At 59.6% G+C, this 23456-nt stretch carries 21 protein-coding genes and 1 pseudogene; 8 read left to right on the forward strand and 14 right to left on the reverse strand.

Annotation, left to right across the window (positions count from 1 at the left end; genetic code table 11):
- The first annotated feature begins 150 nt into the window (after positions 1 to 150).
- Both AC1DVE_RS14820 and AC1DVE_RS14825 read left to right on the forward strand, forming a co-directional pair.
- Positions 151 to 1125 (forward strand): 2-hydroxyacid dehydrogenase, encoded by a 975-nt coding sequence (locus AC1DVE_RS14820; protein WP_223459132.1) that lies wholly within the window; start codon positions 151 to 153, stop codon positions 1123 to 1125.
- A gap of 188 nt (positions 1126 to 1313) precedes the next feature.
- Entirely contained in the window at positions 1314 to 1823 is a 510-nt protein-coding gene (locus AC1DVE_RS14825) for a DUF2165 domain-containing protein (RefSeq protein ID WP_223459134.1), read from the forward strand.
- 26 nt (positions 1824 to 1849) lie between these two features.
- On the opposite strand, the gene AC1DVE_RS14830 is transcribed toward AC1DVE_RS14825, so the two are convergent.
- A complete protein-coding gene (locus AC1DVE_RS14830; protein WP_223459136.1) occupies positions 1850 to 2752 on the reverse strand; it encodes a DMT family transporter in 903 nt (300 codons plus the stop codon).
- Positions 2753 to 2903: 151 nt separating this feature from the next.
- On the opposite strand from AC1DVE_RS14830, the gene AC1DVE_RS14835 reads away from it, so the two are divergent.
- Positions 2904 to 3779: a helix-turn-helix domain-containing protein gene (locus tag AC1DVE_RS14835; RefSeq protein WP_223459138.1), complete on the forward strand. Its 876-nt coding sequence runs from the start codon at positions 2904 to 2906 to the stop codon at positions 3777 to 3779.
- 55 nt (positions 3780 to 3834) lie between these two features.
- On the opposite strand, the gene AC1DVE_RS14840 is transcribed toward AC1DVE_RS14835, so the two are convergent.
- The 5 genes from AC1DVE_RS14840 to AC1DVE_RS14860 all read right to left on the reverse strand — a co-directional run bounded on the left by AC1DVE_RS14840 (position 3835) and on the right by AC1DVE_RS14860 (position 9860).
- The gene (locus tag AC1DVE_RS14840) at positions 3835 to 6264 is read right to left on the reverse strand and encodes a TonB-dependent siderophore receptor (RefSeq protein WP_223459140.1); all 2430 of its coding nucleotides are present in this window, start codon (positions 6262 to 6264) and stop codon (positions 3835 to 3837) included.
- A 216-nt stretch (positions 6265 to 6480) separates the two neighbouring features.
- Positions 6481 to 7470, reverse strand: coding sequence for a FecR family protein (locus tag AC1DVE_RS14845; protein WP_223455628.1), 990 nt, complete (start codon positions 7468 to 7470; stop codon positions 6481 to 6483).
- Positions 7467 to 8039 carry an RNA polymerase sigma factor gene (locus tag AC1DVE_RS14850; protein ID WP_223455627.1) on the reverse strand — a complete coding sequence of 191 codons (573 nt, stop codon included), beginning with the start codon at positions 8037 to 8039 and terminating at the stop codon, positions 7467 to 7469. The genes AC1DVE_RS14845 and AC1DVE_RS14850 overlap by 4 nt, the downstream gene beginning before the upstream one ends.
- A gap of 252 nt (positions 8040 to 8291) precedes the next feature.
- Entirely contained in the window at positions 8292 to 8699 is a 408-nt protein-coding gene (locus AC1DVE_RS14855; protein ID WP_007970346.1) for an HPF/RaiA family ribosome-associated protein, read from the reverse strand.
- 213 nt (positions 8700 to 8912) lie between these two features.
- Positions 8913 to 9860, reverse strand: a complete 948-nt coding sequence (locus AC1DVE_RS14860) for a LysR substrate-binding domain-containing protein (RefSeq protein WP_008046773.1) — start codon at positions 9858 to 9860, stop codon at positions 8913 to 8915.
- Positions 9861 to 9995: 135 nt separating this feature from the next.
- Between AC1DVE_RS14860 and AC1DVE_RS14865 the strand changes: the two genes are divergently transcribed.
- The gene (locus AC1DVE_RS14865) at positions 9996 to 11372 is read left to right on the forward strand and encodes an L-serine ammonia-lyase (RefSeq protein ID WP_223455626.1); all 1377 of its coding nucleotides are present in this window, start codon (positions 9996 to 9998) and stop codon (positions 11370 to 11372) included.
- A 309-nt stretch (positions 11373 to 11681) separates the two neighbouring features.
- Positions 11682 to 11999, forward strand: a complete 318-nt coding sequence (locus tag AC1DVE_RS14870; protein ID WP_223455625.1) for a DUF3509 domain-containing protein — start codon at positions 11682 to 11684, stop codon at positions 11997 to 11999.
- On the opposite strand, the gene AC1DVE_RS14875 is transcribed toward AC1DVE_RS14870, so the two are convergent.
- Positions 11996 to 12496, reverse strand: a complete 501-nt coding sequence (locus AC1DVE_RS14875; RefSeq protein ID WP_008000650.1) for a phosphate-starvation-inducible protein PsiE — start codon at positions 12494 to 12496, stop codon at positions 11996 to 11998. The genes AC1DVE_RS14870 and AC1DVE_RS14875 overlap by 4 nt on opposite strands.
- Before the next feature lie 276 nt (positions 12497 to 12772).
- Between AC1DVE_RS14875 and AC1DVE_RS14880 the strand changes: the two are divergent.
- Positions 12773 to 13012 (forward strand): annotated as a pseudogene (locus AC1DVE_RS14880) (YebG family protein); the annotation flags it as partial.
- Between the two features lie 186 nt (positions 13013 to 13198).
- On the opposite strand, the gene AC1DVE_RS14885 reads toward AC1DVE_RS14880, so the two are convergent.
- The gene (locus tag AC1DVE_RS14885) at positions 13199 to 14218 is read right to left on the reverse strand and encodes a Glu/Leu/Phe/Val dehydrogenase family protein (protein ID WP_223455624.1); all 1020 of its coding nucleotides are present in this window, start codon (positions 14216 to 14218) and stop codon (positions 13199 to 13201) included.
- 183 nt (positions 14219 to 14401) lie between these two features.
- Here AC1DVE_RS14885 and AC1DVE_RS14890 point away from each other — a divergent pair, with 183 nt between their 5' ends.
- Positions 14402 to 15205, forward strand: coding sequence for a SirB1 family protein (locus AC1DVE_RS14890; RefSeq protein WP_223455623.1), 804 nt, complete (start codon positions 14402 to 14404; stop codon positions 15203 to 15205).
- A gap of 116 nt (positions 15206 to 15321) precedes the next feature.
- Here the strand turns inward: AC1DVE_RS14890 and maiA are convergent, their stop codons facing one another.
- From maiA to hmgA, 3 genes are read right to left on the reverse strand one after another with little or no spacing between them, the layout of a single operon-like run.
- Complete coding sequence (maiA, locus tag AC1DVE_RS14895) at positions 15322 to 15957, reverse strand: maleylacetoacetate isomerase (protein ID WP_223455622.1); 636 nt, start codon at positions 15955 to 15957, stop codon at positions 15322 to 15324.
- Between the two features lie 12 nt (positions 15958 to 15969).
- Positions 15970 to 17274: a fumarylacetoacetase gene (gene fahA / locus AC1DVE_RS14900; RefSeq protein ID WP_477784011.1), complete on the reverse strand. Its 1305-nt coding sequence runs from the start codon at positions 17272 to 17274 to the stop codon at positions 15970 to 15972.
- 3 nt (positions 17275 to 17277) lie between these two features.
- The gene (hmgA, locus tag AC1DVE_RS14905) at positions 17278 to 18582 is read right to left on the reverse strand and encodes a homogentisate 1,2-dioxygenase (RefSeq protein ID WP_223532669.1); all 1305 of its coding nucleotides are present in this window, start codon (positions 18580 to 18582) and stop codon (positions 17278 to 17280) included.
- Positions 18583 to 18745: 163 nt separating this feature from the next.
- Here hmgA and AC1DVE_RS14910 point away from each other — a divergent pair, with 163 nt between their 5' ends.
- Positions 18746 to 19543 carry an IclR family transcriptional regulator gene (locus AC1DVE_RS14910; protein WP_223455619.1) on the forward strand — a complete coding sequence of 266 codons (798 nt, stop codon included), beginning with the start codon at positions 18746 to 18748 and terminating at the stop codon, positions 19541 to 19543.
- Positions 19544 to 19599: 56 nt separating this feature from the next.
- On the opposite strand, the gene AC1DVE_RS14915 is transcribed toward AC1DVE_RS14910, so the two are convergent.
- The 3 genes from AC1DVE_RS14915 to AC1DVE_RS14925 all read right to left on the reverse strand — a co-directional run bounded on the left by AC1DVE_RS14915 (position 19600) and on the right by AC1DVE_RS14925 (position 23364).
- Entirely contained in the window at positions 19600 to 19911 is a 312-nt protein-coding gene (locus AC1DVE_RS14915) for a hypothetical protein (RefSeq protein ID WP_223532671.1), read from the reverse strand.
- Positions 19912 to 19956: 45 nt separating this feature from the next.
- Positions 19957 to 20646, reverse strand: a complete 690-nt coding sequence (locus AC1DVE_RS14920; RefSeq protein ID WP_223455617.1) for a hypothetical protein — start codon at positions 20644 to 20646, stop codon at positions 19957 to 19959.
- 171 nt (positions 20647 to 20817) lie between these two features.
- Complete coding sequence (locus tag AC1DVE_RS14925) at positions 20818 to 23364, reverse strand: LuxR C-terminal-related transcriptional regulator (protein ID WP_223532673.1); 2547 nt, start codon at positions 23362 to 23364, stop codon at positions 20818 to 20820.
- Positions 23365 to 23456: the final 92 nt, after the last annotated feature.

A 23456-nucleotide genomic window follows, 5' to 3' on the forward strand; every position in this document is an offset into this window, starting at 1 on the left:
CCGCATGCCACAGAATAAGAAGTGCGGCAGTATAACTGGATGGAGCACGACAAGCTGCAAGCTTGCATTGACCGCCTGACGACTCGCACAAATCCCGTGAAGAATGTTAGCGTGCTCATCATTCTTCACCGCCCGACGAGCCCGTCCCCCATGAAAAAGACCGTCCTTGCATTCAGCCGCGTCACTCCACAAATGGTTGAACGCCTGCAACAGGATTTCGACGTTATCGTGCCGAATCCGAAAAACGGCGACATCAACGCCCAGTTCAACGAAGCCCTGCCCAATGCCCACGGCCTGATCGGCGTCGGCCGCAAACTCGGTCGTGCGCAGCTGGAGAACGCCGCCAGCCTGGAAGTGGTGTCCAGCGTCTCGGTGGGCTACGACAACTATGACCTGGCCTACTTCAACGAACGCGGGATCATGCTGACCAACACGCCGGATGTGCTCACCGAAAGCACCGCCGACCTGGCGTTTGCCCTGTTGATGAGCAGCGCCCGTCGCGTCGCCGAACTGGATGCCTGGACCAAGGCCGGGCAATGGCAAGCCACTGTCGGTGCGCAGCTGTTCGGTTGCGATGTGCACGGCAAGACCCTGGGCATTGTCGGCATGGGCAATATCGGTGCGGCCATCGCCCGACGCGGTCGCCTGGGGTTCAACATGCCGGTCATCTACAGCGGCAATAGCCGCAAGACCGGGCTGGAACAGGAACTCGGCGCACAGTACCGCAGCCTCGATCAATTGCTGGCCGAAGCCGACTTCGTGTGCCTGGTGGTACCGCTCAGCGAGAAGACCAAACACCTCATCAGCCATCGCGAACTGGCGCTGATGAAGCCGGGCGCCATTCTGGTAAACATCTCCCGTGGCCCGGTGGTAGACGAGCCGGCGCTGATCGAAGCGCTGCAAAACAACCGCATTCGTGGTGCCGGGCTGGACGTGTACGAAAAAGAACCGCTGGCTGACTCGCCCCTGTTCCAGCTGAAAAACGCCGTGACCTTGCCGCACATCGGCTCGGCCACCCATGAGACCCGCGATGCCATGGCCAACCGTGCCCTGGCCAACTTGCGCAGTGCCCTGCTGGGCGAGCGACCGCAGGACCTGGTCAACCCGCAAGTCTGGAGGGGTTAATGTAAAGCTGGCAGGCGTTGCAGGCGCCTGCCCGTTTAGAAAAAACAACAAAAAAGTCGTTTGCATCCTGTTAAGCAACTCACTGAATACACACTCTGAAATTCAGTCAATAAACAAATAATAAAACCACGCGATAGACTCTCCCTACTTACCCGAACACAACGGGAGCAATAACGGAGATCAACAACTTGAACCCACTAACAACAAGCCAAATCATTCGGTTCAGCAAAGCCATACTGATGTTATCCTTCAGTTTCTTTGGATTGCTTGTGCTATACAGTAACTTCACCGACTACACGACAAACTTTGAATACCTCGCCCATATCCTGAGCATGGACACCACCAGTGATGGTCACAAATACCGTGACAGGGCCATTACTTCAACCCTATTGCAACACCGTATCTACTGGGTGATCATTACACTTGAAGTGGTCTACACCCTCTTCTGCCTGCTCGGCACCTATCACCTTTTTAAAAGCATCAGCGCTAGCCCGAAGATTTTTCACGATGCCAAAAAACCTGCATTAATCGGATTACTGATCGCACTTTTCCTCTATTACTTCGGCTTTCAAGTGATAGGTACCGAATGGTTCAACATGGACAGGTCGGAAACATGGAACTACAAGGACTGGGCCCGGCATATTGTCGGCTTCCTCTTTCCGCTATTGATTTTCATCGCAATGAAAGTCGAGCGCTGAGAGTATCGGCACTCGACGTCACCCTGTCAGGCCAGTTTTCCGCTGCCCAGCTCTAATGGAGCTTTGGGTTTTCGAAACACCAGAACGTTCCCCGACATCACCAACACCAACCCCAACAGCGCCGGCATCGTCCACTGATAACCCTCGGCGAACGCTGATACGTTGAGCGCCACCACCGGGAACAGCACCGTGCAATACGCAGCCCGCTCTGGCCCCATGCGGCCGACCAGCGTCAGGTAGGCGGTGAAACCTATCACCGATCCCGGAATCACCAGGTACAACAGTGACCCGATGTAACGCGCGCTCATTTCCATGTCGAAGGGAATGCCTTTGACCAGGCACCACACCGAGAGCATCGCCGCCCCGTAAGCCATGCCCCAGGCATTGGTGGTCAGCGGCTTGAGACCGGCCTTCTGTTGCAGGCTCGAAAGCATGTTGCCCGCCGAGAAACACAAGGTGCCGCACAGGGCCAGACCGAGACCGAGCAAGGTTTCCGGACTCGCGGTATGCCCGGCCAGCTCCGGCCAGAACAGCAGGCCCAGACCAAGCAGGCCCAGCGCACCGCCCATCAGCACATTGCGGGCGATTTTCTGACCGAAGAACACCCGCGCGTTGAGGGCATTCCACAGGGTGGCCGTGGAAAACACCACGGCCACTAGTCCGCTGGGGATCCATTGGCTCGCCGTGAGGAAGCACATGAAGTTGACGCAGAACAGGCACAAGCCCTGAGCCAGGCAGATCAGGTGCCCGCGGCGGTTCATCACTTGCAGCCGCCGGCTGAGCAGCAGGATCACGAACAGCACCAGCGCGGCGAGGCCGAAGCGATAGACGATCGACACGGGAATGGCCACCACACCGAGCTGCCATTTCAGGGCAATCCAGGTGGTGCCCCAGATCAGCACGGTCAGCAGGTACAACGAAAGGTTCATGGCTAAGGCTCCTCGATAGGAGCCCAGTGTCCGGCACCATGCCTGGGCACACTTGCATAAACTTGCGCTTTTGTCTGGCGGCAGGCTGGCATGCGCACGTCTACGGAGTAGGATGCAAGGCGTTGGATGCAGGTGTTAGAGAGCAACGATCATGGCTGCACTGGATACCCTACAAGTCTTTCAAGCCCTCAACCGCTCGCCCAATGCTCGCCTCGAGCACAGTGCCGAGCTCGGTGACGGCTTGTCTGCAGCCTTGTGGAGCAATCACCACGACGCCCAGGAATACGAAGCGCCCAGCCACCACACGTTGTCCTGTTACCTCGCCGGCGGCACCGGCACCTTTCGCCGCGACCAGCCCGATAACAAGGGTGGTCCGGACAAACTGTGCATCCTCCCGGCCGATCACCAGTCAGGCTGGGTGATCAACGGCGATATTCGCCTGGCACACCTGTATTTCAGCCCCGAACAATTTGCCCTTGGCTGCGTCACCCTGCTCGATCGCGAGCCACGGGAAATGCAGCTGCGCGAGCAGACCTTTCTTGATGATCCGCAGCAGGCGCTGCGCTTTCGGCAGTTGATCACCTTGAACTGGGACGAACCGGGCGAGCGCCTGCTCACCAGCAGCCTGGCTCACGAATTGCTCAGCCATGCCCTGCTCAGCCAGGTCAACGTGCGTCAGGGCTTGCGCCTTAAAGGTGGGTTGGCCGCGCATCAGCGTCGGCATCTGGTGGAGTTCATCGACAGTCATCTGGACGAGGCCATCAGCCTCGGTCAGTTGGCGGCGTTGTGCGCGTTGTCCGAATACCACTTCGCGCGGATGTTCCGCGAGAGCTTCGGCTTGCCACCCCACCAGTACGTGCTGGCGCGGCGCCTTGACCGGGCGCGAGAGTTGCTGCGCACGACCTCACAACCACTGGGGGAGATTGCACTGGCTTGCGGTTTTTCCAGTGCCAGCCATTTCACCAACCGCTTTCGCCAGTCACTTGGCGGGACGCCCGGTGAGTATCGGCAGGCGTTTTTGCGCTAAGCCCTGGATTTTCTGCGCCTCAATTGCCGACGAAGAACGATGACGCGGTCTGTCGTCAGAACTCCAGCGTGCTGGACAGCGAAATCTGCCGCGAATCCCCCATGGAAACAAAGAACCGACTCGCCGCCGAGGTGTAGTAAGTGCGGTCGAACAGGTTCTTCACGTTGAGCTGAAACTTGACCTTCTGCCCTTCGACCCTGGTGTCGTAGGTGGCGAACGCATCGGCCACGGTGTAGCTCGGCAGATCGAAATCGTTCACCGCGTTGCCCGCGCGCTCCCCCACATAACGCGCCACGGCGCCGACCCGCAGTTGATCACCGCCAATGACGCTGCCGAAGTCATAGACGGCCGACAGCGAGCCGCTGTTCTTCGCCACGTTCTGCAGTTGATTGCCTTGGTAATCCGGGTCTTCGGTGACTTCGGCATCGGTGTAGGCATAGCTGCCGATCATGCTCCAGTGATCGCTGAGTTGACCGCTCAAGTCCACTTCCAGGCCACGGGAACGCACTTCGCCGGCGGCACTGTAAATCGTGGTCGGGCCTTCGGCGTTGGACACCAGCACATTGCGTTTCTTGATGTCGAACAGTGCGATGTTACCGGTGACGCGGCCCGGCAGATCGAGCTTGGCACCCAGCTCCCAGGACTTTGCTTCTTCCGGCGCGATGCCGCCGTCAAGCACGGTACTGCTGCCGCTCAAGGGTGCGATGGTCGAGTTGGGTTTGAACGACTCGGTGTAGCTGCCGTAGAACGACAAGGCATCGGTGTACTTGTACACAAGGCCCGCGCGCGGTACCCATTTCTGCCCGTTGCTGTCGGTGTTCGCGTGGAACGGTACGCCTTTGCCGGCGTGCTGGTCGTACGCCTGGAAACGCGCACCGGCCACCAGAATCCACTTATCGGTGAGGTGGATGGAGTCCTGCAGGAAGACTGAATCGCTGCGCAGTTCATCGGTCTGCGCGCTGTCGGCCGCACTGACGGTGGTGCCCGCCACTTCCCGACCATAGACCGGATTGACGTAACTGAATGTGGTCAGGCTTTTCTGGCGAATCAGGTCTTCGCGGAAGATCTTGCGGTATTCGTCGTCGATGCCGAACAGCAGGTCATGCTGCATGCCGAGCACGTTCACGTTGCCTTCGAGGCTGGCGGTGGTGAAACGGTCGGTACTGATCGCATTCCGGGTGCCGTCCATGCTGCGGGTCAGGGTGCCCTTTTTGGTGTCGATGGCGGTCACGCGCACCTGGCTGGCATCGTAGGTTTCGCGGTTCCAGCTGTAGCCGAAATGGGCTTTCCATTTGTCGTTGAGTTCGTGATCGGCCTCGAAGTGATAGAGGTCCGAACGCCCTTCCATGTTGTTGAACGGCTCGTCGAGACGCTCGTTGCGCGAGATGTCCAGCGGATGGTTGGTGCGTGGATCGATCAGTGTGCCGCGGTCGAACGGTGTGAGAAATTCGCGGTGCTCATAGGAGAACAGCAGCTTGGTACTTTCGCCGTACCAGGCCAGGGATGGCGCGATCAGGCTCTCGCGATGCACACCGAAGTTGCGCCAGTAATCTTCATCTTCGTAGTCCAGCACCATGCGGTAGGCCAACCCGGAATCGCCGAGGGCTCCGGTGCTGTCGAGACCGCCGCCGCTGCCGTTCTTGCCGTCGCCATAACTCGAACCGCGCGCGGTCAAGGCGTTGTACTGCTCAAGTTCAGGCTTCTTGCTGACCATATTGACCACGCCGCCCGGATCCTGGATGCCGTAGAGCAACGAGGCCGGGCCCTTGAGTACTTCGACCCGGTCGACGCTGGCGTCAAGGCCACGGCCCTGCACGATCGGCATGCCGTCGCGCATGATCGAGCCGTTACGGTTGTCGCCAAAGCCGCGGACCATCACCGAATCCTGGGTGCTGCCCAGGGTGTTGGCCTGGGTGATGCCGCTGACATTGGCCAGGGCGTCATCGAGATTGCGCGGCGCCTGGTCGCGGATGACCTGGGCCGGGACGACGTTGATGGTCTGGGGGATATCCTGAACCCGGGCCGAGGAGCGCATCACTGAAGTGGTGGGTGGCGGTTGGTAGCTCATGGAGTCATCCATCACCGAGGTGATAGTGGTCGCGCCCAGGTTCAACGCACCTTCAGTCGGCCGTGGCTCCAGTGCAATGGTGTGGCCGTCGGTGCGACGGAACGTCAAGCCCGAACCAGTGAGCAGTCGTTGCAGGGCCTGTTCGGCGCTCATCTGGCCATTGATGGCCGGCGCATTGAGGCCGTACGGCGCTTCATCGGTGTAGACGACACTGATGCCGGTCACCCGGCTGAAATCACTCAGGGCCTGGGGCAGCGGTTTGGCGGCCAGCGCGAAATTGAATGGCCCACGCGACTGACTGCTGCCCGCCTCTGCGGCCAGCGCCACGCTCAGCGGCAACAACGCCATTGCCGAAAAGCTCAACGCAGACACACCCAACCATTGTTTGACCGAACCCGATTTTGCCCTGGACTTCATGACTCATGACCTGTGTAGAACCGCAACGGATGCGAATGACTCGCAGTTTCAGTCACTACACGGATGGCAATCGGGTTTACCTCAGCAAAAATTTGAAAATATTTTTATTGAAAGAAAAGTGGCGTTTGACCCACCGACTTCGCGAGCAAGCTCGCTCCCACATTTGGAATGCATTTCCCTGTGGGAGCGAGCCTGCTCGCGAAGAGGTCAGTCGCCTCAACGCAGAATAATCAGACGTCCCAACACCTGATGCTGCTCAAACCCCAACACCCCCTGCAACGAACTCAACACTGCCTGCGGGCTCCTGCTCGGAAAGCTGCCACTGACCCGCCGCGTCGCCAGTTCGTCATTGAGTATCACTATCCGACCTGGGTAATAACGACCGAGGTCGTTTACCACATCGGCCAATGTCGCCTTGTAGTAATTGAGCCAGCCCTGGCGCCAGGCCAACTGCTCTTCGCTGTCCACCGCGTGAAGTTTTTCCGCTGTGCCTTCGCCATAGGCCACTTGCTGGCCGGCGGTGAGGATTTGCTGCTCGACGTTCTGCTGCGCCGTCACGCCGACCCGACCGGACAACACCGTCACCTGTGCACCGTGGGGCTGCAATCGAACTTCGAACTGCGTACCCAGGACCCGCGCCTGGCCTTTCTCGGCGTCCACCACAAAGGGTTCCTCCGTATGTGTCACGCTGAAAAAACCGGCGCCACGACGCAGTTGCACGTGCCGCTCACCGCGACTGAAATCCACGGCGATGGCACTGTCGGCATCCAGTGTCACCTGCGACTGATCGGCCAGGGTGACGGTGCGGATTTCCCCCGGCGCCGAGACGTAATCCGCCCCCAGGTCATCCATCCAGCGCATCGGCTGCCAGCCTGTGCCGAGGCTGATCATCAACAGCAGGCACGCGGCCATCGCCAGCGCAACGGACCAACGCCCGACCGTGTTGCGCCGCGGCTTGTCCATGGCGTGGAGATACCCCTGCAAGGCAAAAGCGTCTTCATCGGCGAGCGTGCGCGCCGGCCCTTCGCTCAACTCCCACATTACCTGCGCCTGGGCATAGGCCTCGGCATGGGCGAGGTCGGCTTGCAACCATTGGCTAAACGTCGCCTGGTCACCGCTGCTGGGCTGGTCATGCAACAGGCTCAGCCAGGCCAGCGCGGCCTGCTCCTGCGCGGGCGTCGGAGTGACGCGTTCGAGGTGGTTCACGGTGCTTTCCCTGGCGTACGCGGTTCGGGTTCCCGAAGGCTGGCCTTGCAGGCTTCGAGGGCGCGCATCATATGTTTTTCCACGGCACTTTGGGACAAGCCCATGGCCTTGGCGATCTCGGCGTATTTACGGCCATGGATGCGATTGAGCAAAAAGATCTGCCGCGTACGCTCCGGCAAGGCGCGCAACGCCGCTTCGACATGACGCAAATCGTTGCCCGCCTCCAGCGCCCCTTGCGGTCCGCGGCCATGGCTGTCCGGTGGTTCCACCATCAAGCCTTCACTGACCCGGACCCGCGTGCCTTCACTGCGCAAATGGTCGATGGCGATGTTGCCGGCGCAGCGCAACAGGTAGGTGCTGAGTTCCTCGACTTGCACCAGCGGCCGCCGCCAGAAACGCAGGAACAAATCCTGTACCAGGTCAGCCGCTGTCGCCCGGCAACCGACACGCCGACTCACCAGTGCTTCCATTTGCGAACGCTGGGAGAGAAACACCTGGAGAAAATGCGCACGGTCGTCGCGCTGTTGATCGCGCTCGTTATCGTGGGGGTCGGGGGGCAGAGTGATCATCGTTCATGTTTCGACCTGAAAACCGGTGAGGCCACGACAGCGTCAGGGGGCCGGCAAGGCCACAATATTAATGATAAATATTCTCATATGCAAAAAGTTCGGGTGCAGCCCGCTATCAAGCCCGTTGGTTGCACCGTAAACCTGGCTGTCCCCACAGCCAGCCAATGACCATGAAATCCAAAAGCCACCGAAACGAAAACGGGCCTGCAATGCAGGCCCGTTCTAATGGGAAGGTAAAAAGTGAATCAGGTGTCAGCCGTTAAGCGCCGCCTGTTCGTTTTCCAGAAACTCTTCTTCCAGCAGCTGGTCGGCATGGGCGCCACTCTCGATGGGCACCACATTGGCTCGTTTGCCGCGTAATTTGCCGAACATATGCTCCAGCGCATGTTCAAGTTTAGTAGCCGCTCCGTCGATCGCCTGCTCCATGGTGGAGGCTTTATGGGTGACGGAAACCGGTTGATGGCCTTTTGGCCGCGCCTCCAGTTGGCAGCGCATGTCGTGGGGACCCGGCTTGTCGCCGTTCTCGTCCCGCAGGTGAACCTCGACTCGTGTCAGGTCCTCTTCGTAGCGTTCGAGCGTGCTCTCAATGGTTGTACGTACCCACTCCTCCAGTCGTTTACTGCCTTGAATATGGTTATCGCTATTGACTTGGATTTGCATAGTTCATCCCTTATTTCAGCTAGCTCGCGAGAGGCCGGTCAGCTAAGCCCTTGGGCGTCATCACCGTGACCTCTTACTTACACAATCGGTCTGTACGCTGAACAATTCAACCCCTAAAAAAGATAAATTTTCAATCGCAAAAAAAGCCGGACAACGAGCAAAAGCGCTGTTAAGGTCGGGAGTTGGGTCGCCCTGCTCTTACGTAATAATTGCTCACATTTGCCGCTCCCCCAACGGGTGCAGGCTGCGAAATGCACCCGCCTCCTCCACCAACCAATCGTGCACCGCGCGCACACCCGGATGGCTCAATGCCCCCGGTGCGTAAAGCAGCATGTAGCGCTTGTGATTGGGTACCGCCAAGCCAAACGGCACGATCAAGGCACCACGCTCCAACTCATCATTGAGCAACGTTCGTCGCGCAATCGCCACGCCCATCCCGGCGATGGCCGCTTCGATGGTCAGGTGATTGCGATTGAAGGTATGGCCGCGTCGCACATCCGCCCCCTCGAAGCCGATGGCATTGAGGTAAAACTCCCATTCCGCGTACTCGTAGCTGCCGCGCCAGGCGGTGATGTCGTGCAGCAAGGGAAAGTGCATCAGGTCTGCCGGACCGTGCAGCGGCGGACGACCACGCAACAGGCTCGGCGCGCACACCGGAAAAATCTGTTCATCCAGCAAGGCTGTGGATAACAGGCCCGGATAACTGCCGTCGTTCAGGTCGATCGCCAGGTCGAAATCGCCTTCATGCAACGGCACGCTGCTGTCCTCGGCCACCAGGCGCAACTGAATGTCCGGAAAACGCTGCTGCAAACGCGGCAGGCGCGGCGTCAGCCATTTGCTCAGGAACGACGGAATCGAACGCACCCGCAGAATTCCGCTGATCATGCCCGCATCCAGTCGCCGCAATTCCGCGTCGATGCTGCCAAAGGCCTCGTTGACGGTAATGGCCAGGCGCTGGCCCTCAGCGCTCAGCTCCACCCCGCGGGCGCGGCGGTGAAACAGGCGAAAGCCCAGGCGCTCTTCCAGCTGGCGAATCTGCTGGCTGACCGCCCCTGGTGTGATGTGCAGTTCTTCGGCGCACCGGGTGAACGACAGGTGCCGCGCGGCACAGGCAAACACGTTCAGCCAGACATACGTCTGGGCGTGTAATTGACGGCTCATCGTTTAGTCCTGCTAAAGGATGTCTTAGGAATTTTCGTTGGTCACGCAGGATCGTGACAGGCAGTATCGCCCAAATTGCGCTTGTCCTACAGAAATGGCAGCGACTTCCCTTCCATTGCATGTACAGGCTTTAGCATGGCTATCAGTGTTTTTGATCTATTCAAAGTCGGCATCGGTCCTTCCAGTTCCCATACCGTCGGTCCGATGCGCGCTGCCGCAACCTTTGCCCAAGCGCTGGTCGATCACGGTTTTCTGGCGGAGGTGCGACGCGTGGAAATCCGCCTCTATGGTTCTCTTTCAGCGACCGGCGTCGGCCATGCAACGGACCGCGCCTGCGTCATGGGCCTGATGGGCGAATGGCCCGACCGCATCGATCCCACCACCATCGACAGGCGCATTCACACCCTGCGCGAAACCGGCAAATTGTGCCTGGCAGGCGTTGCGGAAATTGCCTTCGACTGGCAACACGATCTCCTGCTGCTCAACGAGAGCCTGCCCTACCACCCCAACGCCATGTCCCTGACATCCTTCGGTGAAACCGGCGAACTGTTCGAGCAAACCTATTACTCGGTGGGCGGCGGTTTCATCATCGAAGCGGCCGAAGCCGAATCCGGGGTCGCACCGGCCGGCGATGTGGTGCTGCCTTACGATTTCTCCAGCGCCGCCGAACTGCTCAAGCTGTGCAATGAGCACGGGCTGCGGGTGAGCGAACTGATGATGGCCAACGAACGGGCATGGCGCAGTGACGCAGAGATCCGCCAGGGTCTGTTGCATATCTGGTCGGTGATGCGCGAATGCGTCGAGCAGGGCTTGCGCCACGAAGGCATCTTGCCCGGCGGTCTGAATGTTCCACGTCGAGCGGCGAAACTGCATCGCAGCCTGCAGGAAATCGGCAAGCCGAACGTCATTACGTCCACCTTGTCAGCGATGGAATGGGTCAACCTGTACGCCCTTGCCGTGAACGAAGAAAACGCCGCCGGCGGGCGCATGGTCACGGCACCGACCAACGGCGCGGCGGGGATCATTCCCGCGGTGCTGCACTACTACATGAAATTCAATGCTGATGCGTCTGACGACGACGTAGTCGCGTTCTTCCTGGGCGCAGCGGCCGTCGGCATCCTGTGCAAGAAAAACGCTTCGATCTCCGGGGCCGAAGTCGGCTGCCAGGGTGAAGTCGGCTCCGCCTGCGCCATGGCCGCCGCAGGCCTGGCAGAGGTGCTTGGCGCCACCCCGGAGCAGCTGGAAAACGCCGCCGAAATCGGCCTGGAACACAACCTCGGCCTCACCTGCGACCCGGTGGGCGGACTGGTGCAAGTGCCGTGTATCGAGCGCAACGCGATCGCCGCAGTGAAGGCCATCAACGCCACGCAAATGGCCCTGCGCGGCGACGGCAAACACTTCATTTCCCTGGACCGGGTGATCCGCACCATGCGCGACACCGGGGCCGACATGCACGACAAGTACAAAGAGACGTCGCGGGGCGGACTGGCGGTGAACTGGGTGGAATGTTGATCGCTTTGGAGGCACGTCGAGGTTTATTGCCCTGAAACGTGCAGAAAACGCGGCCCCTGTAGGAGCGAGCTTGCTCGCGAAAAACCCTCAGGCGCCGCAAACCATCTGGTTTGACGCGTTATCGTTCACGACCATCGCGAGCAGGCTCGCTCCTACAGAACGTGTTTTTTGTCCGACAATTTTGTCGGCACGCCCCTTGCTACATCCTGGTTGGAACAATGATGGCGAGATGGCCGGTGGTCAGGCATTGCGAACCAACCCGATCACGGCCGGTCAACAACTGCACGTTCAATCAGGCGGTGACGCATCATGGACAACCCTTTCCAGCTCATTACCGATGCCTTTGCAGCGGATTACCAGATCAACCTGAGCATTCAGGGCCTGGACGGCAGCATCATGCTGACCCTATCCAACAGTGGCCGCGTGGTGGCCAAGCGCATGATCAGCGCCGAACAACGCAATGACCCCGAGCGCCTGAAACGACTGGTGCAAAGCATTCAGTTCGGCATTGCCATCGAGCAGGGCCACAGTGCCGTGGCCATCCTCGAATCCATGACCGATGGCGACACGCGCAGCCTGCCGCCACCATCAGCCAATGGCCGGCCCCGACCCGCCATGGGGCTTTAAAGCTCGCCCTTTTCTACTTCCGGATGTTCACTGGAGCCCGCACCTGTCTTGCGGTGCGGGTTCTCGATCTTCACCGAAGGAAATTGCGACGAAGCGTAACGCACCACCAGAATCGCAAACGCCAGCAGCAGAATCCCGCCGCACAGGTAGATGATCCCCAGGTCCGGCGGGTTGTGGTGCGAAACGTTTGAAATCAGCAGCCGCGTCAGCGCGGTGATCGCCACGTAGATCAGGAAGCGCACGGGCATGTGGTTGGTCTTGAAGTAAATCCCGACCATCGCCCCCAGTTCCAGGTAGATGAACAGCAGCAAGATGTCATCGATCTTGATGTGCCCCTCTTCGATCATCCCGAGAAACTCCATCACCGCCGCCCACGCAGTCACCGCACCAATGGCGAACAGTGCCAGGTAGTGAAAGGTTTCGACGAACAGGTTGCCCAGGGACTCGGCCAGTTCATGCACGTTCTGCCGCAGTTTTTCGGCCCAGTTGATTTTCACGATGCTGCTTCCTTAGGTCGCTTCGACCGGATGATGCGGGTTGGACGTGACGGTTTTTCTGCATGCAGAAAAAAGGCCAGCCCATGATGGCGAGCTGCTCTGGATCGCGCGCCGTGGCGTTTGGTCGCACCCGTGCAGCGCCTCACCTGACAAATGCCGAAACCGGTCTACATTGAAAAGCCACTATCCAAAAGACAGGGATTCGCTTATCCTTTAGCTGTATATAGATACAGTAGTCGAAATCGACAACCAATGTGAAGGCATGTGAGGTGGTGAATGGCCGTCGAAGTGGTATACCGCAGCAGCCGAGATCTGGAGCGCTTGTTCATGGATAAAGCCGAAGCTGACCGTCATGACAAAATGCTCGAACTGGCCGAACTGCTGGCTGAAGTGTTGCAAAAAGCCGTTCCGTCCCTGACCGAGCAGCAAGTGGAAGAAGCCGGGATCTACATGGCGAAGAATCGCGATGTGTTCGCCAAGGCGTTCAAGAGCCAGCCGGACGCCCTGTCCGAACTGCTCAGCGCACCGGTTGAAGTCGCACAACCTGTTGCAGCGGTCGAGGTCGTTGAGGCCGTGGAGCCGATCACCCCGGCCAAGCCTGCCAAGGCCCCCAAAGCCGCCAAGTAAGCAAAGCCCAAATTGAATAGGCCCTGAGTCAAATGGCTCAGGGCCTTTTTCATGCCTGTGGAAAACTCATCTGATTCACCGGTACAACACTTTCTCTGCCAACTCATCGGCCACCCGTGCGGGGGAACGTTTTTCCGCTTGGGCGTGGGCGAACACTTCGGTCAGGCGCGAGCTGATTTTCGACAGGTGTGCGGTGATGGTCGACAGTTCTTCGCCGCGGTGCTTGAGCGACACGTAAATCAGCCCACCGGCGTTGATCACATAATCTGGTGCGTACAGGATGCCGCGGCGTTCGAGTTGGTCGGCGATATCCAGATGCGTCAGCTGATTGTTCGCCGAACCGGCCACCGCCGAGCAGCGCAATTGCGACACGGTATGGCTGTTGAGCACACCGCCCAGCCCGCAAGGCGCGAGGATGTCGCAAGGTGTGCTGAGCAGCGCATCGTTGGCAATCGGGTGCGCGCCGAGTTGCTCCATGGCCAGTTGCACCTTGCCGTGATCGATGTCGCTGACCAGCAGTTCGGCACCAGCGGCGTGCAACTGTTCGGCCAATGCATACCCGACATTGCCGAGGCCCTGGATGGCCACGCGCAGGCCTTCGAGGTTGTCGCTGCCGAGCCGGGCCATGGCGGTGCTGCGGATGCCGGTGAACACGCCCATCGCCGCGTGTGGCGCAGGGTCGCCCGCCGAGGTGGTGCTGGTGACGTGCTGGGTTTGCTGGGCGATGCAATCCATGTCCGCCACGGAAGTGCCGCTGTCGATGGCGGTGATGTAGCGGCCTTCGAGTTGTTCGATGCAGCGTCCGAACGCTTCGAACAGTGCCGCGCGGTTTTCCACATGGGCCGGACGCACGATCACCGCCACGCCGCCGCCCTGGGCCAGGCCGGCCAACGCGGCTTTGTAGCTCATGCCTTGGGCCAGGCGCACAGCGTCTTCGACCGCTGATTCGTCGCTGGGGTAGGCAAGGTAACGACAACCACCCAGAGCAGGCCCCAGCCGGCTGTTATGAATGGCAATGACCGCCTTCAACCCGGTGACCGAGTCAACGCTCAGATGCAGCGATTCAAGGCGAGTGCTTTGCATGAGAGCGAACATCGTAAGGCTCCCGAATCACTTCTTGTAGACGCCAGTATAGGCTTGCGCCCAAAAATTGCAGAAGCGCACCGGAATAAGAACGGCCCCGATGCAGGCTTTCGGAAATAACCTGTGATCGCCCTTGTGCGGCACTGGACGAATGCCGGAGAGGGGGCTAAAACGAGGCATTGCCCGGAGATTTTGATGACCCCGCGCCAATCGTTCTTCGCCTGCCTGCAACGTTCACCGCCCGCGCTGTTCGAGGCGGCACTGTGGATTGCGGCCGAGCACGACAGCGAGGTGGAGCCGCAAGCACTACTGGCCGATTTCCAGGCATTGCAACAACGGGTCAGTGGCGGCTTGCCGATGCTGCCGGTCAGTGAACTGGCCCAGCCGCTGCTGCGGCGCATGAACGACCTTGGCTATGCCCAGGACGACTTCACACCCTTGCGCCCGCAAGTGGCACTGCTTGACAAAGTACTGGAGCGCCGACGAGGGCAACCCTTGACGCTGGGGCTGATTGCGCTGGAGTTGGCCAAGGGCCTGGAAATTCCCATGGTCGGGGTCAACTTCCCCGGGCATTTCCTGCTGCGGGTTCCGGGCGCCGATCATTTGCTCGACCCCTGCGGCGGCCGCCGGCTTTATCCGAACGATTGTCGGGAACTGCTGCACCGCCAGTATGGCCCGAACATGAAGCTCAGCGCCGAGCACCTGGTAACCGCCGAGCCGGCGCAGATGCTGCAACGGCTGTCGCGCAACCTGCGCCAGTTGTACCTGTCCCACGACGATTGCATCAATGCCCTGATCGACGCCGAGCGCGTCCTGGAACTGGGCAATGCCAGTGCCGCCGACTATCTGGCCCGGGCCAGCCTGTACCAACGGCTGGACTGCCCGAACGCCGAGCGTTTTGACCTGGAACATGCGTTGCTGCTCAGCGACGACCCGATCCAGCGGATTCGCCTGACGGAACGGCTGGGGCATTTGCCGCCGAACGCCATCGTTCACTGATCACAAAAACCTTGTGTGCGAGCCTGCTCGCGAAGAGGGAGTGTCAGTCACATCAACGTGGCTGACACACCGTTATCGCGAGCAGGCTCGCTCCCACATTGGGACGGTGTGAATCGTTATGGCGTGTCTGGCTGATTCGCCGGATGCGCCTTGATGAACGCCGGGTGCGTCGCCGCCAATGCCGCCACTCGCCGGATGCGTGGATAAGCTTCAAGGGAAACATTGAAACGCTCGGCCGCGTACAATTGAGGGATCAGGTAGACGTCCGCCAGCCCAGGCTCGGGGCCGAAGCAATAACCGTCATCACCGATCAGCTGCTCGACCGTGGCCAGCCCTTGGCCGATCCAGTGACCGATCCACTCCACCACCTGCGGTTCGTCGTGACCCAACTGGCGCAGCCGATTGAGCACGCTGACGTTGTGCAGCGGGTGCACATCGCAGCCGACCACTGCCGCCACGCCGCGCTCGTGAGCACGGGTAGCCAGGTCTTTGGACAGCAGTGGCACCTGTGGATAACGTTCCTCCAGGTACTCGATGATCGCGGGAGACTGGATCAGCAACTCGCCTTCATCGGTGCGCAAGGCCGGCACGCGACCCTGCGGGTTGATGCCCAGATAAGGCGGCTGTCGATGCTCGCCACCCTGCGGTGCGATCAGGTTGACTGGCAAGGATTGATAATCCAGGCCTTTGAGCGCCAGCGCGATACGCACCCGGTACGAGGACGTCGAACGGTAGTAGGTATAGAGTTCCATGCCCCGCTCCTGTTAGCGCGCCGGCAGCACTTTGCCGCGGCATTCGCCGAAACCGATGGAAGCAAAACCGTCGCGGCGGCAACGGCCGCGCAGGATGATTTCGTCACCATCTTCAAGGAACTTGCGCACCTCGCCCGAGGCCAGCTCGATCGGTTTTTTACCGCCTTCGGTGATTTCCAGCAGGCTGCCGAACTGACCGCTCTCCGGCCCCGACAAGGTGCCCGAACCGAACAAGTCACCGGCCTGCAACTGGCAGCCGTTGACGCTGTGGTGCGCGACCATTTGTGCCACAGTCCAGTACATGTGCCCGGTGTTGCTCAGAGTCAGGCGATGGGCTGGCAGGTTCTGTTCGCGCATGGCCTCGGTGAGCAGCAACACTTCCAGTTCGATGTCGAATGCGCCAGCGGCCTGATCGCGCTTGTCGAGCAGGTACGGCAGCGGCTGCGGATCGCCTTGTGGACGCTCAGGCTGGGCACGACGGAACGGCTCCAGCGCTTCGGCGGTGACCACCCACGGCGAGATGCTGGTGATGAAGCTTTTCGACAGGAACGGCCCCAGCGGCTGGTATTCCCAGGCCTGGATATCCCGTGCCGACCAGTCGTTGAGCAGGCAGAAACCGGCGATGTGATCGGCGGCGTCGCCAATGGCAATCGAGTCGCCCATGTCGTTGCCCTGGCCGATCCAGATGCCCAGCTCCAGTTCGTAATCCAGGCGTGCGCAAGGGCCAAAGGTCGGCTCGGTTTGACCGGCCGGCAAGGTCTGGCCTTTCGGGCGGCGTACATCGGTACCGGACGGGCGAATGGTCGACGCACGACCGTGGTAGCCGATTGGCACGTACTTGTAGTTCGGCAGCAACGGGTTGTCGGGACGGAACAGTTTGCCAACGTTCTGCGCGTGCTCGATGCCAACGTAGAAGTCGGTGTAATCGTTGATTTTCGCCGGCAGGTGCATTTCGCAATCCGCCGCCAGCGGCAGCAGTTTTGCGCCCAGGGCTTCGATCTTGCCGTGCAGGGTGCTGCCCTCGGCGAACAGTTCCAGCAAACGCTCGCGCAACGCGACGCGAGCCTCGCGGCCCAGTTCAAAGAACGCATTCAGCTGGCCGCCATGGGTCGCTTCGACCGCTGCTTTCGCGGCGCCATCGAACAACCCGGCCTCCAGGGCCGCTTGCAGGTCAAAGATATGCTCGCCAATGGCCACGCCACTGCGCGGTGCCGAGCCGTTGAGACTGAACACGCCCAGCGGCAGGTTTTGCAGGGGGAAATCCGCGTGGCCGTTGGCCGAAGCAACCCAGCTGCGAGTGATGGAAGTCTGCGTCATGGGTTATCTCCGGGTCGGGTCGAAAGTGGCGGGCAGCGTAGCCCAGCAGGCGTCGTAAGTGTTTTGCAGTTGCGGGCAATCGAGGGCGAAACGGCTTGGGCGCAACACCTGGCTGGTCTCGAACATGAACGCCATGGTGTTGTCGATTTTCGCCGGCTTGAGATCAGCGTTGATCGCTTTGGTGCAAGTCTCTCCGTCGGGACCGTGGGCGCTCATGCAGCTGTGCAACGAAGCACCGCCGGGCACAAAGCCTTCGGCCTTGGCGTCGTATTCGCCCTGGATCAACCCCATGAATTCGTTCATCAGGTTGCGATGGAACCACGGCGGACGGAAGGTTTTCTCGGCCACCATCCAGCGTGGCGGGAAGATCACGAAGTCGAGGTTGGCCAGGCCGTGGACGCTGGTCGGCGAGGTCAGCACGGTGAAGATCGACGGATCGGGGTGATCGAAACTGACGGTGCCGATGGTGTTGAAACGGCGCAGGTCATATTTGTACGGCACGTTGTTACCGTGCCAGGCGACCACGTTGAGCGGCGAATGATTGAGCTCGCAGGCCCACAACTGGCCGAGGAATTTTTGCACCAGCGTGGTGGGTTGTTGCAGGTTTTCGTAGGCCGCCACCGGGGTCAGGAAGTCCCGCGGATTGGCCAGGCCATTGCTGCCAATCGGCCCCAGGTCCGGCAGCCGCAGCGGCGCACCATGGTTTTCGGCGACGTAACCGCGGGCTTGCGGGTCGAGCAGTTCGATGCGGAATTTAAGGCCGCGTGGCAGTACGGCAATTTCCAGGGGGTCGAGTTCAAGCACGCCGAGTTCGGTGGCAATGCGCAGGCGCCCCAGTTCAGGCACCAGCAACATCTCGCCGTCAGCATTGAAGAACACGCGCTCCATGGAACGGTTGGCACGGTAGTTGTAGATGCTGATCCCGGCCGGTTTTTCTGCGCCCGAGTTGGCGGCCATGCTCACCAGGCCGTCGATGAAATCGGTCGGCTCGGCGGGAATTTCCAGCGGGTTCCAGCGCAGGCGGTTGGGGGTCACCTCACCCAGCGGGCCGCCGGCGAGTTGCCGATCCAGTTTGACGAATGCCGGATGATTGGCCGACGGCTGAATACGATACATCCAGGTCCGCCGCGCTTCGCTGCGCGCCATGGTGAACGCCGTGCCGGAGAACAGTTCGGTGTAAAGGCCGTACGGGGCTTTTTGCGGGGAGTTCTGGCCGACAGGCAGTGCGTCGGGTAACGCTTCGCTGCTGAATTCGTTGCCGAAGCCTGACAGGTAGGCCAGCGCTGGCGTCGTTGAATCGGGGTTCATGGAGCCTCCTGAACAGGGAGTCGACAGTGGCCGCTCGCTCTGTTGCAGAGGTCGAGGCACGTCCGGGTTGTTTTTATCGTAATTTGATTACGCATAACGTAATTTGATTGGTATTGACCGTCAAGCTATAAAGACGCCCATTCGTCCCGGGATCCCAGCCACCATGGAAAAAACCAGCGACAACAACGGTAAACAAAAAGTCCGCTCGGCCGAGGTTGGCACCGACATCCTCAAGGCTCTGGCCGAGTTGTCGCCCTCGACTTCGCTGTCGCGCCTGGCCGAACACGTGCAGATGCCGGCGAGCAAGGTTCACCGCTATTTGCAGGCCTTGATCGCCAGCGGATTCGCCGAACAGAACGCCGCTACCAACCATTACGGCCTGGGCCGCGAAGCCTTGCGCGTAGGGTTGGCGGCACTCAACAGCATGGACGTGCTGAAAGTCGCCGCCCTGCCCTTGGCCGAATTGCGCGATGACTTGAACGAAACCTGTTTTCTGGCGGTGTGGGGCAATCAGGGCGCGACCGTGGTGCATATCGAACCGGCGGTGCGTGCGGTGACGGTGGTGACACAACTGGGCTCGGTGTTGCCATTGCTCAGTTCTTCGACGGGACTGGTGTTTGGCGCCTACCTGCCGAAACGCGAAACCGAGGATCTGCGCGTGCAGGAATTGCAGTCCCACGCAGCCCACACGCTGGCAGACGATCAGGCCTATGCGGCCCAGTGCGAACAAATCCGCGCACGCGGTTTGCACCATGTACATGGTTTGCTGCTGCCAGGGGTGGATGCCTTGTCGGCACCGGTGTTCAACGCGATGGGCAGAGTGGTTGCCGTGCTGACGGTGGTGGGGCCGACATCGTTGTTCCATGCCGATGAAAACGGTCCGGCGGCGCAGCGCCTGTTATCCGCCAGCCATGCGGTCAGCTGGCGCATGGGTTTTGAACCCGCCGTATCCGCAACCTGATTGCGGCAACTGTGCCAACCAAGGGGTTGGCACAACTACTTTGATAGAACCACCAATCAGCTCAGTAAATCCCGGGCAATTGCTGCACCCATTTCATTGAGCTCATCAAGTTTCACACCATCGAAACGATATTTCTGGTCAAACGTGTACGGCTCGGAAAAGACCCCCAAATTCTCACTGGCGAATTTTGGAACTTCACCATCCTGCAACTTAAGAAAAAATGCCGAGACCAGTGACTGAGAGTAAATAACCGTAGAATCGTTAGCCGACGCAACTGCATTGATATAAACCTTATCGACATCAATACCGCGCCTACTGAGCCTTGCGTGCAACTTGGCCCGCACCAACTCCTTTGTCAGTTGTTCCATGCCTTAAAACTCCATAATTGAATGGGCTACGAAAGTCCCTGAATATCAGATCAGGAAATCCGGAGCAATTTCTATCACCAGATCACTGATGTCCTTGATCGTGAGTTGCGGGTGCACATCAGATTCCCGGGAACTGTAGGCGATCGAATAAACGCCCTGTCCTTCGCCGTGATAGTAAGGAATTTCATCATGTTGAAAATAAGCAAAGACATCTTCGGCCAGACTTCGGGATTGAAGTATCTTTCGCCCGTCCGCTTCCGTCACAAAACTGGTCAAGTACACGTTATCAATATTGATTTCCGGGATCTGATACTTTAATGCTGCGTGGACCTGTTCGATGCCAGAAACTTTGATCGAGCGCTTTGAAAGGTTGATTGAGGGTGCATCGGTCAACCAACGGACGATATCAAATACTATTCTTTCAAACTCTATCAGGTCCAGCCCTTTAACCTTATGCTCCGGCTCGAAAGAATACCGCCGATTGAAGATGCCATTGATAACCTGGACATAATCAGGCAGTGACTCCTTCTCAACCCACTCCAGTGTCTCATCGAATAACGTCCTGGACTCGCTGACGTCAGTGCCAACAATATCAACCAGCGTATTCAGATAGGTCTTGAACGGGTTGACCCCGAGTTTCCCCAAGCGTTCAGCCAACAGCACCCCGACTGCGAAATCCGCACGAATACGCTTCAATAGCAAAATCTTACTGTTAGAAAAAAAACTGTCACTCATACAGACTTCCTGTCACGTTAAAGAGCCGAGCATCCTGCTCGACCTGTCGACCATTGTACTGACAACGCAACTAATTGCTTACTTGTCAGCGCCGAGGAGCATACTAATCGACACAGTTATTTATGCACGCGACAGTATGTTTTAATTCATTTCCAAACGAAAAACCAACAACTACCAAACCTGCATTATCAACCCCAACTTCTTCGCCATGGCAACTGCCTGTGTACGCCGCTCCACACCCAACTTGCTGTGAATGCGCCGGGCATGGGTTTTCACCGTATGCAACGAAATGAACAGCTGCTCGGCAATTTGCTGATTGGAATTACCCTGGGCAATCAGGCCGAGCACTTCCAGTTCCCGACTGCTCAGCAGGCTGACATCCAGGGCCAGCGCGGTCACCGTCTCCTCGCCTTGTAAACGACAGATCAGGTTCGGCTGGCGCAAGTTCAAATCACGCAATGCCTGTTGCCCCTGACAACGCTTCACCAATGCCAGACCGGCCTCCAGTGCCGAGTGAGCCATGTCCGGCTCACCCGTCAGGTCCGCCACTTCGCAGATTGCCAATTGCAGCTCCGTTTCCAGCGCCAGCATGGCGTGTTGTTGCGCGTGCTCGAGTAACGCCTTGAGCCGATCCAATGGGCGTTGCGCCAGTTGCAGTTGAGTCTCGGCCAACACCAACTGGTATTCGATACGCGCAATCAGCTGCAGCGTGGCCGGCGGTGCCTGGCGTGCGTGGGCCCCCCGATAATGACGCAAGACCCGGGTCAGCGCTTCCCGGGCCAACTCCGGGCGCCCTTGTTGCAACCAGAAATGGCTGCTGATTTGCAGCAGCACCCCGCGATACACCGTGTCGGGGATCTGCCGTTGCTGCATCAACCGCTCGGCCTCGCGCAGACGATCAAACGCAAGGGCGTAATCACGTTGATTGGCCGCCAGTTGCGCCTGCCCGAGAAACCCGTACAACACGTGCTTGTCCTGACTGTGCAGGCAGTCATCAAGTCCCGCCTGGAAACACTCACCGGCCAATTCATCCTGGCCCTGGCACAAGGCCAACCGCCCACGCCGCAGGGCGATTCGTCCCAGCAGCGGCGTCGGTCGATCAGCCTGGCGTCCGAGCATTTCATGGATGTCGGCCAGCAACTGCCCTGCTCGCCGCGGTGCACCCCGCTGCTCCAGCAATTGCGCATGGTCGAGTTCGAGCAAGCCTTCAAACAGCAACGAGCCTTGTGCCCGCGCCAGGCACAGGGCGTCACGATTGAAGGCCTGGGCGGCATCGAGGTCGGCGTTGAGCAGCGCTTGCTGGGTCAGCCCGGACAGACACAGCAACCGTGCGGGCCACGCCTCGGCCGCCAGTTCGTCCAGTGCCTCGATAAAATGCGCCCGTGCCGCCGGCAGGCGTCCCTGCAAATGCAGCAACCAACCCTGTTGCGCCTGCCAACGCGCCAGCAGTTGCCGTTGCAAGGATGCCGTCGGTTGCGGGGCAAATCGGGACAATTGCCCGATGCAGGCGGCCGCCTGCCCGAAACGCCCGGCAATCAGCAACGCTGCGGTGATCAACCCTACCCGTTGCGGCGTGCCCAGGGTCAACTGTTCACCCAACTGCTCGTGCAGCTTGAGTAACCAGCTGACGTTCTGACGCTTGAACAGATGCTCAATGCTGAAGTGTTGCAACAAGCTGACCGCAACTTCGAACTCCTGCGCCAACAGAGCCTGCTCGAACGCACCTTGCCAGTCTTCTTCGGCGCTGAACCATTGGCACGCACGGCGATGCCAGGATCGCCCGGCCGGAGTCGGCTCTTCCCGCATCTCCCGGGCCAATGGCTCGAAGATCCGCAGCCACTCGACGGAGTCTTCCCAGGGTTCAATGAAGCAGCCCATTTCCTGCAACGCGTGCAGCCACTGCGCGCCCTCACCTGTACCGAAAAGATGCTCGCACAAGCTGGCGTTGAAGCGTGGCAGATGAACCAACACCTGCCAGACCTCAACCAATTCCGGCGGCAAGCTGTTGAACAACTCGTGTTGCAGATAATCGAGCAATGTTGCCGAACGCCCCTGTTCACCCGACCATGGACAACCATTGAGCAACGCGATCCTCACGCCAGCGCACCAGCCACCGCTGCGCTCAACTACCCTTTTGGCGGTTTGTGCCGCCAGGGTCGGCTCGACATGACCGAGCAACTGCCCGACTTCGGCCTCAGTAAACGCCAGCGCCCGGCCTTCGCACTCGTACAACTCATCATCGAGCAGCAACCGCGGCCAGTTGCAGGGTGGTCGTCGTCGGGAGCTCAGCCACCAGGTCAGCGCCGGGCTGGCGACGGCCAACAGGCGATCGAGCACCCGGTCGAGTTCCGGGTTGGGTGCTCGGCAGTAATCATCCAGAAACAGCCAGGTCGGCGCCTGTAATCGGGCCAGATGCGCCAGCAGCCCGGGCTCATCCGCCGAGGGCAGACCCAGCGCTTGAGTCAGGCGTAACAGAAAATCGGCTGCACCCAACGACTCCCCCGCCAGCGGCAACCAACAGACCCGAGAGTGCTCCGGCGCCCGCAGCAGGCATTCGGTGAGCAACGCGCTCTTGCCACTACCGGCCGGTGCGCAAAGCAACTTCACCCGCGCGGTCGAAACCAGCATGGGCTCAATCAACCGCTCACGGGACAGATGATGGGACGACAGTCGGGGCAGGAAGCCAGGGCGGTCCAGACAGTGCGTCATTGCAGTCATAGTGATGCGCCTTTTTTATAATTCTGGCGCCACCCTAGACCCCTCCCGAGCGCTTGTTGAAGAAGTATTCAACACACTGATCGACCGCTATA

The sequence above is a fragment of the Pseudomonas sp. P4_B4 genome, assembly GCF_056402255.1.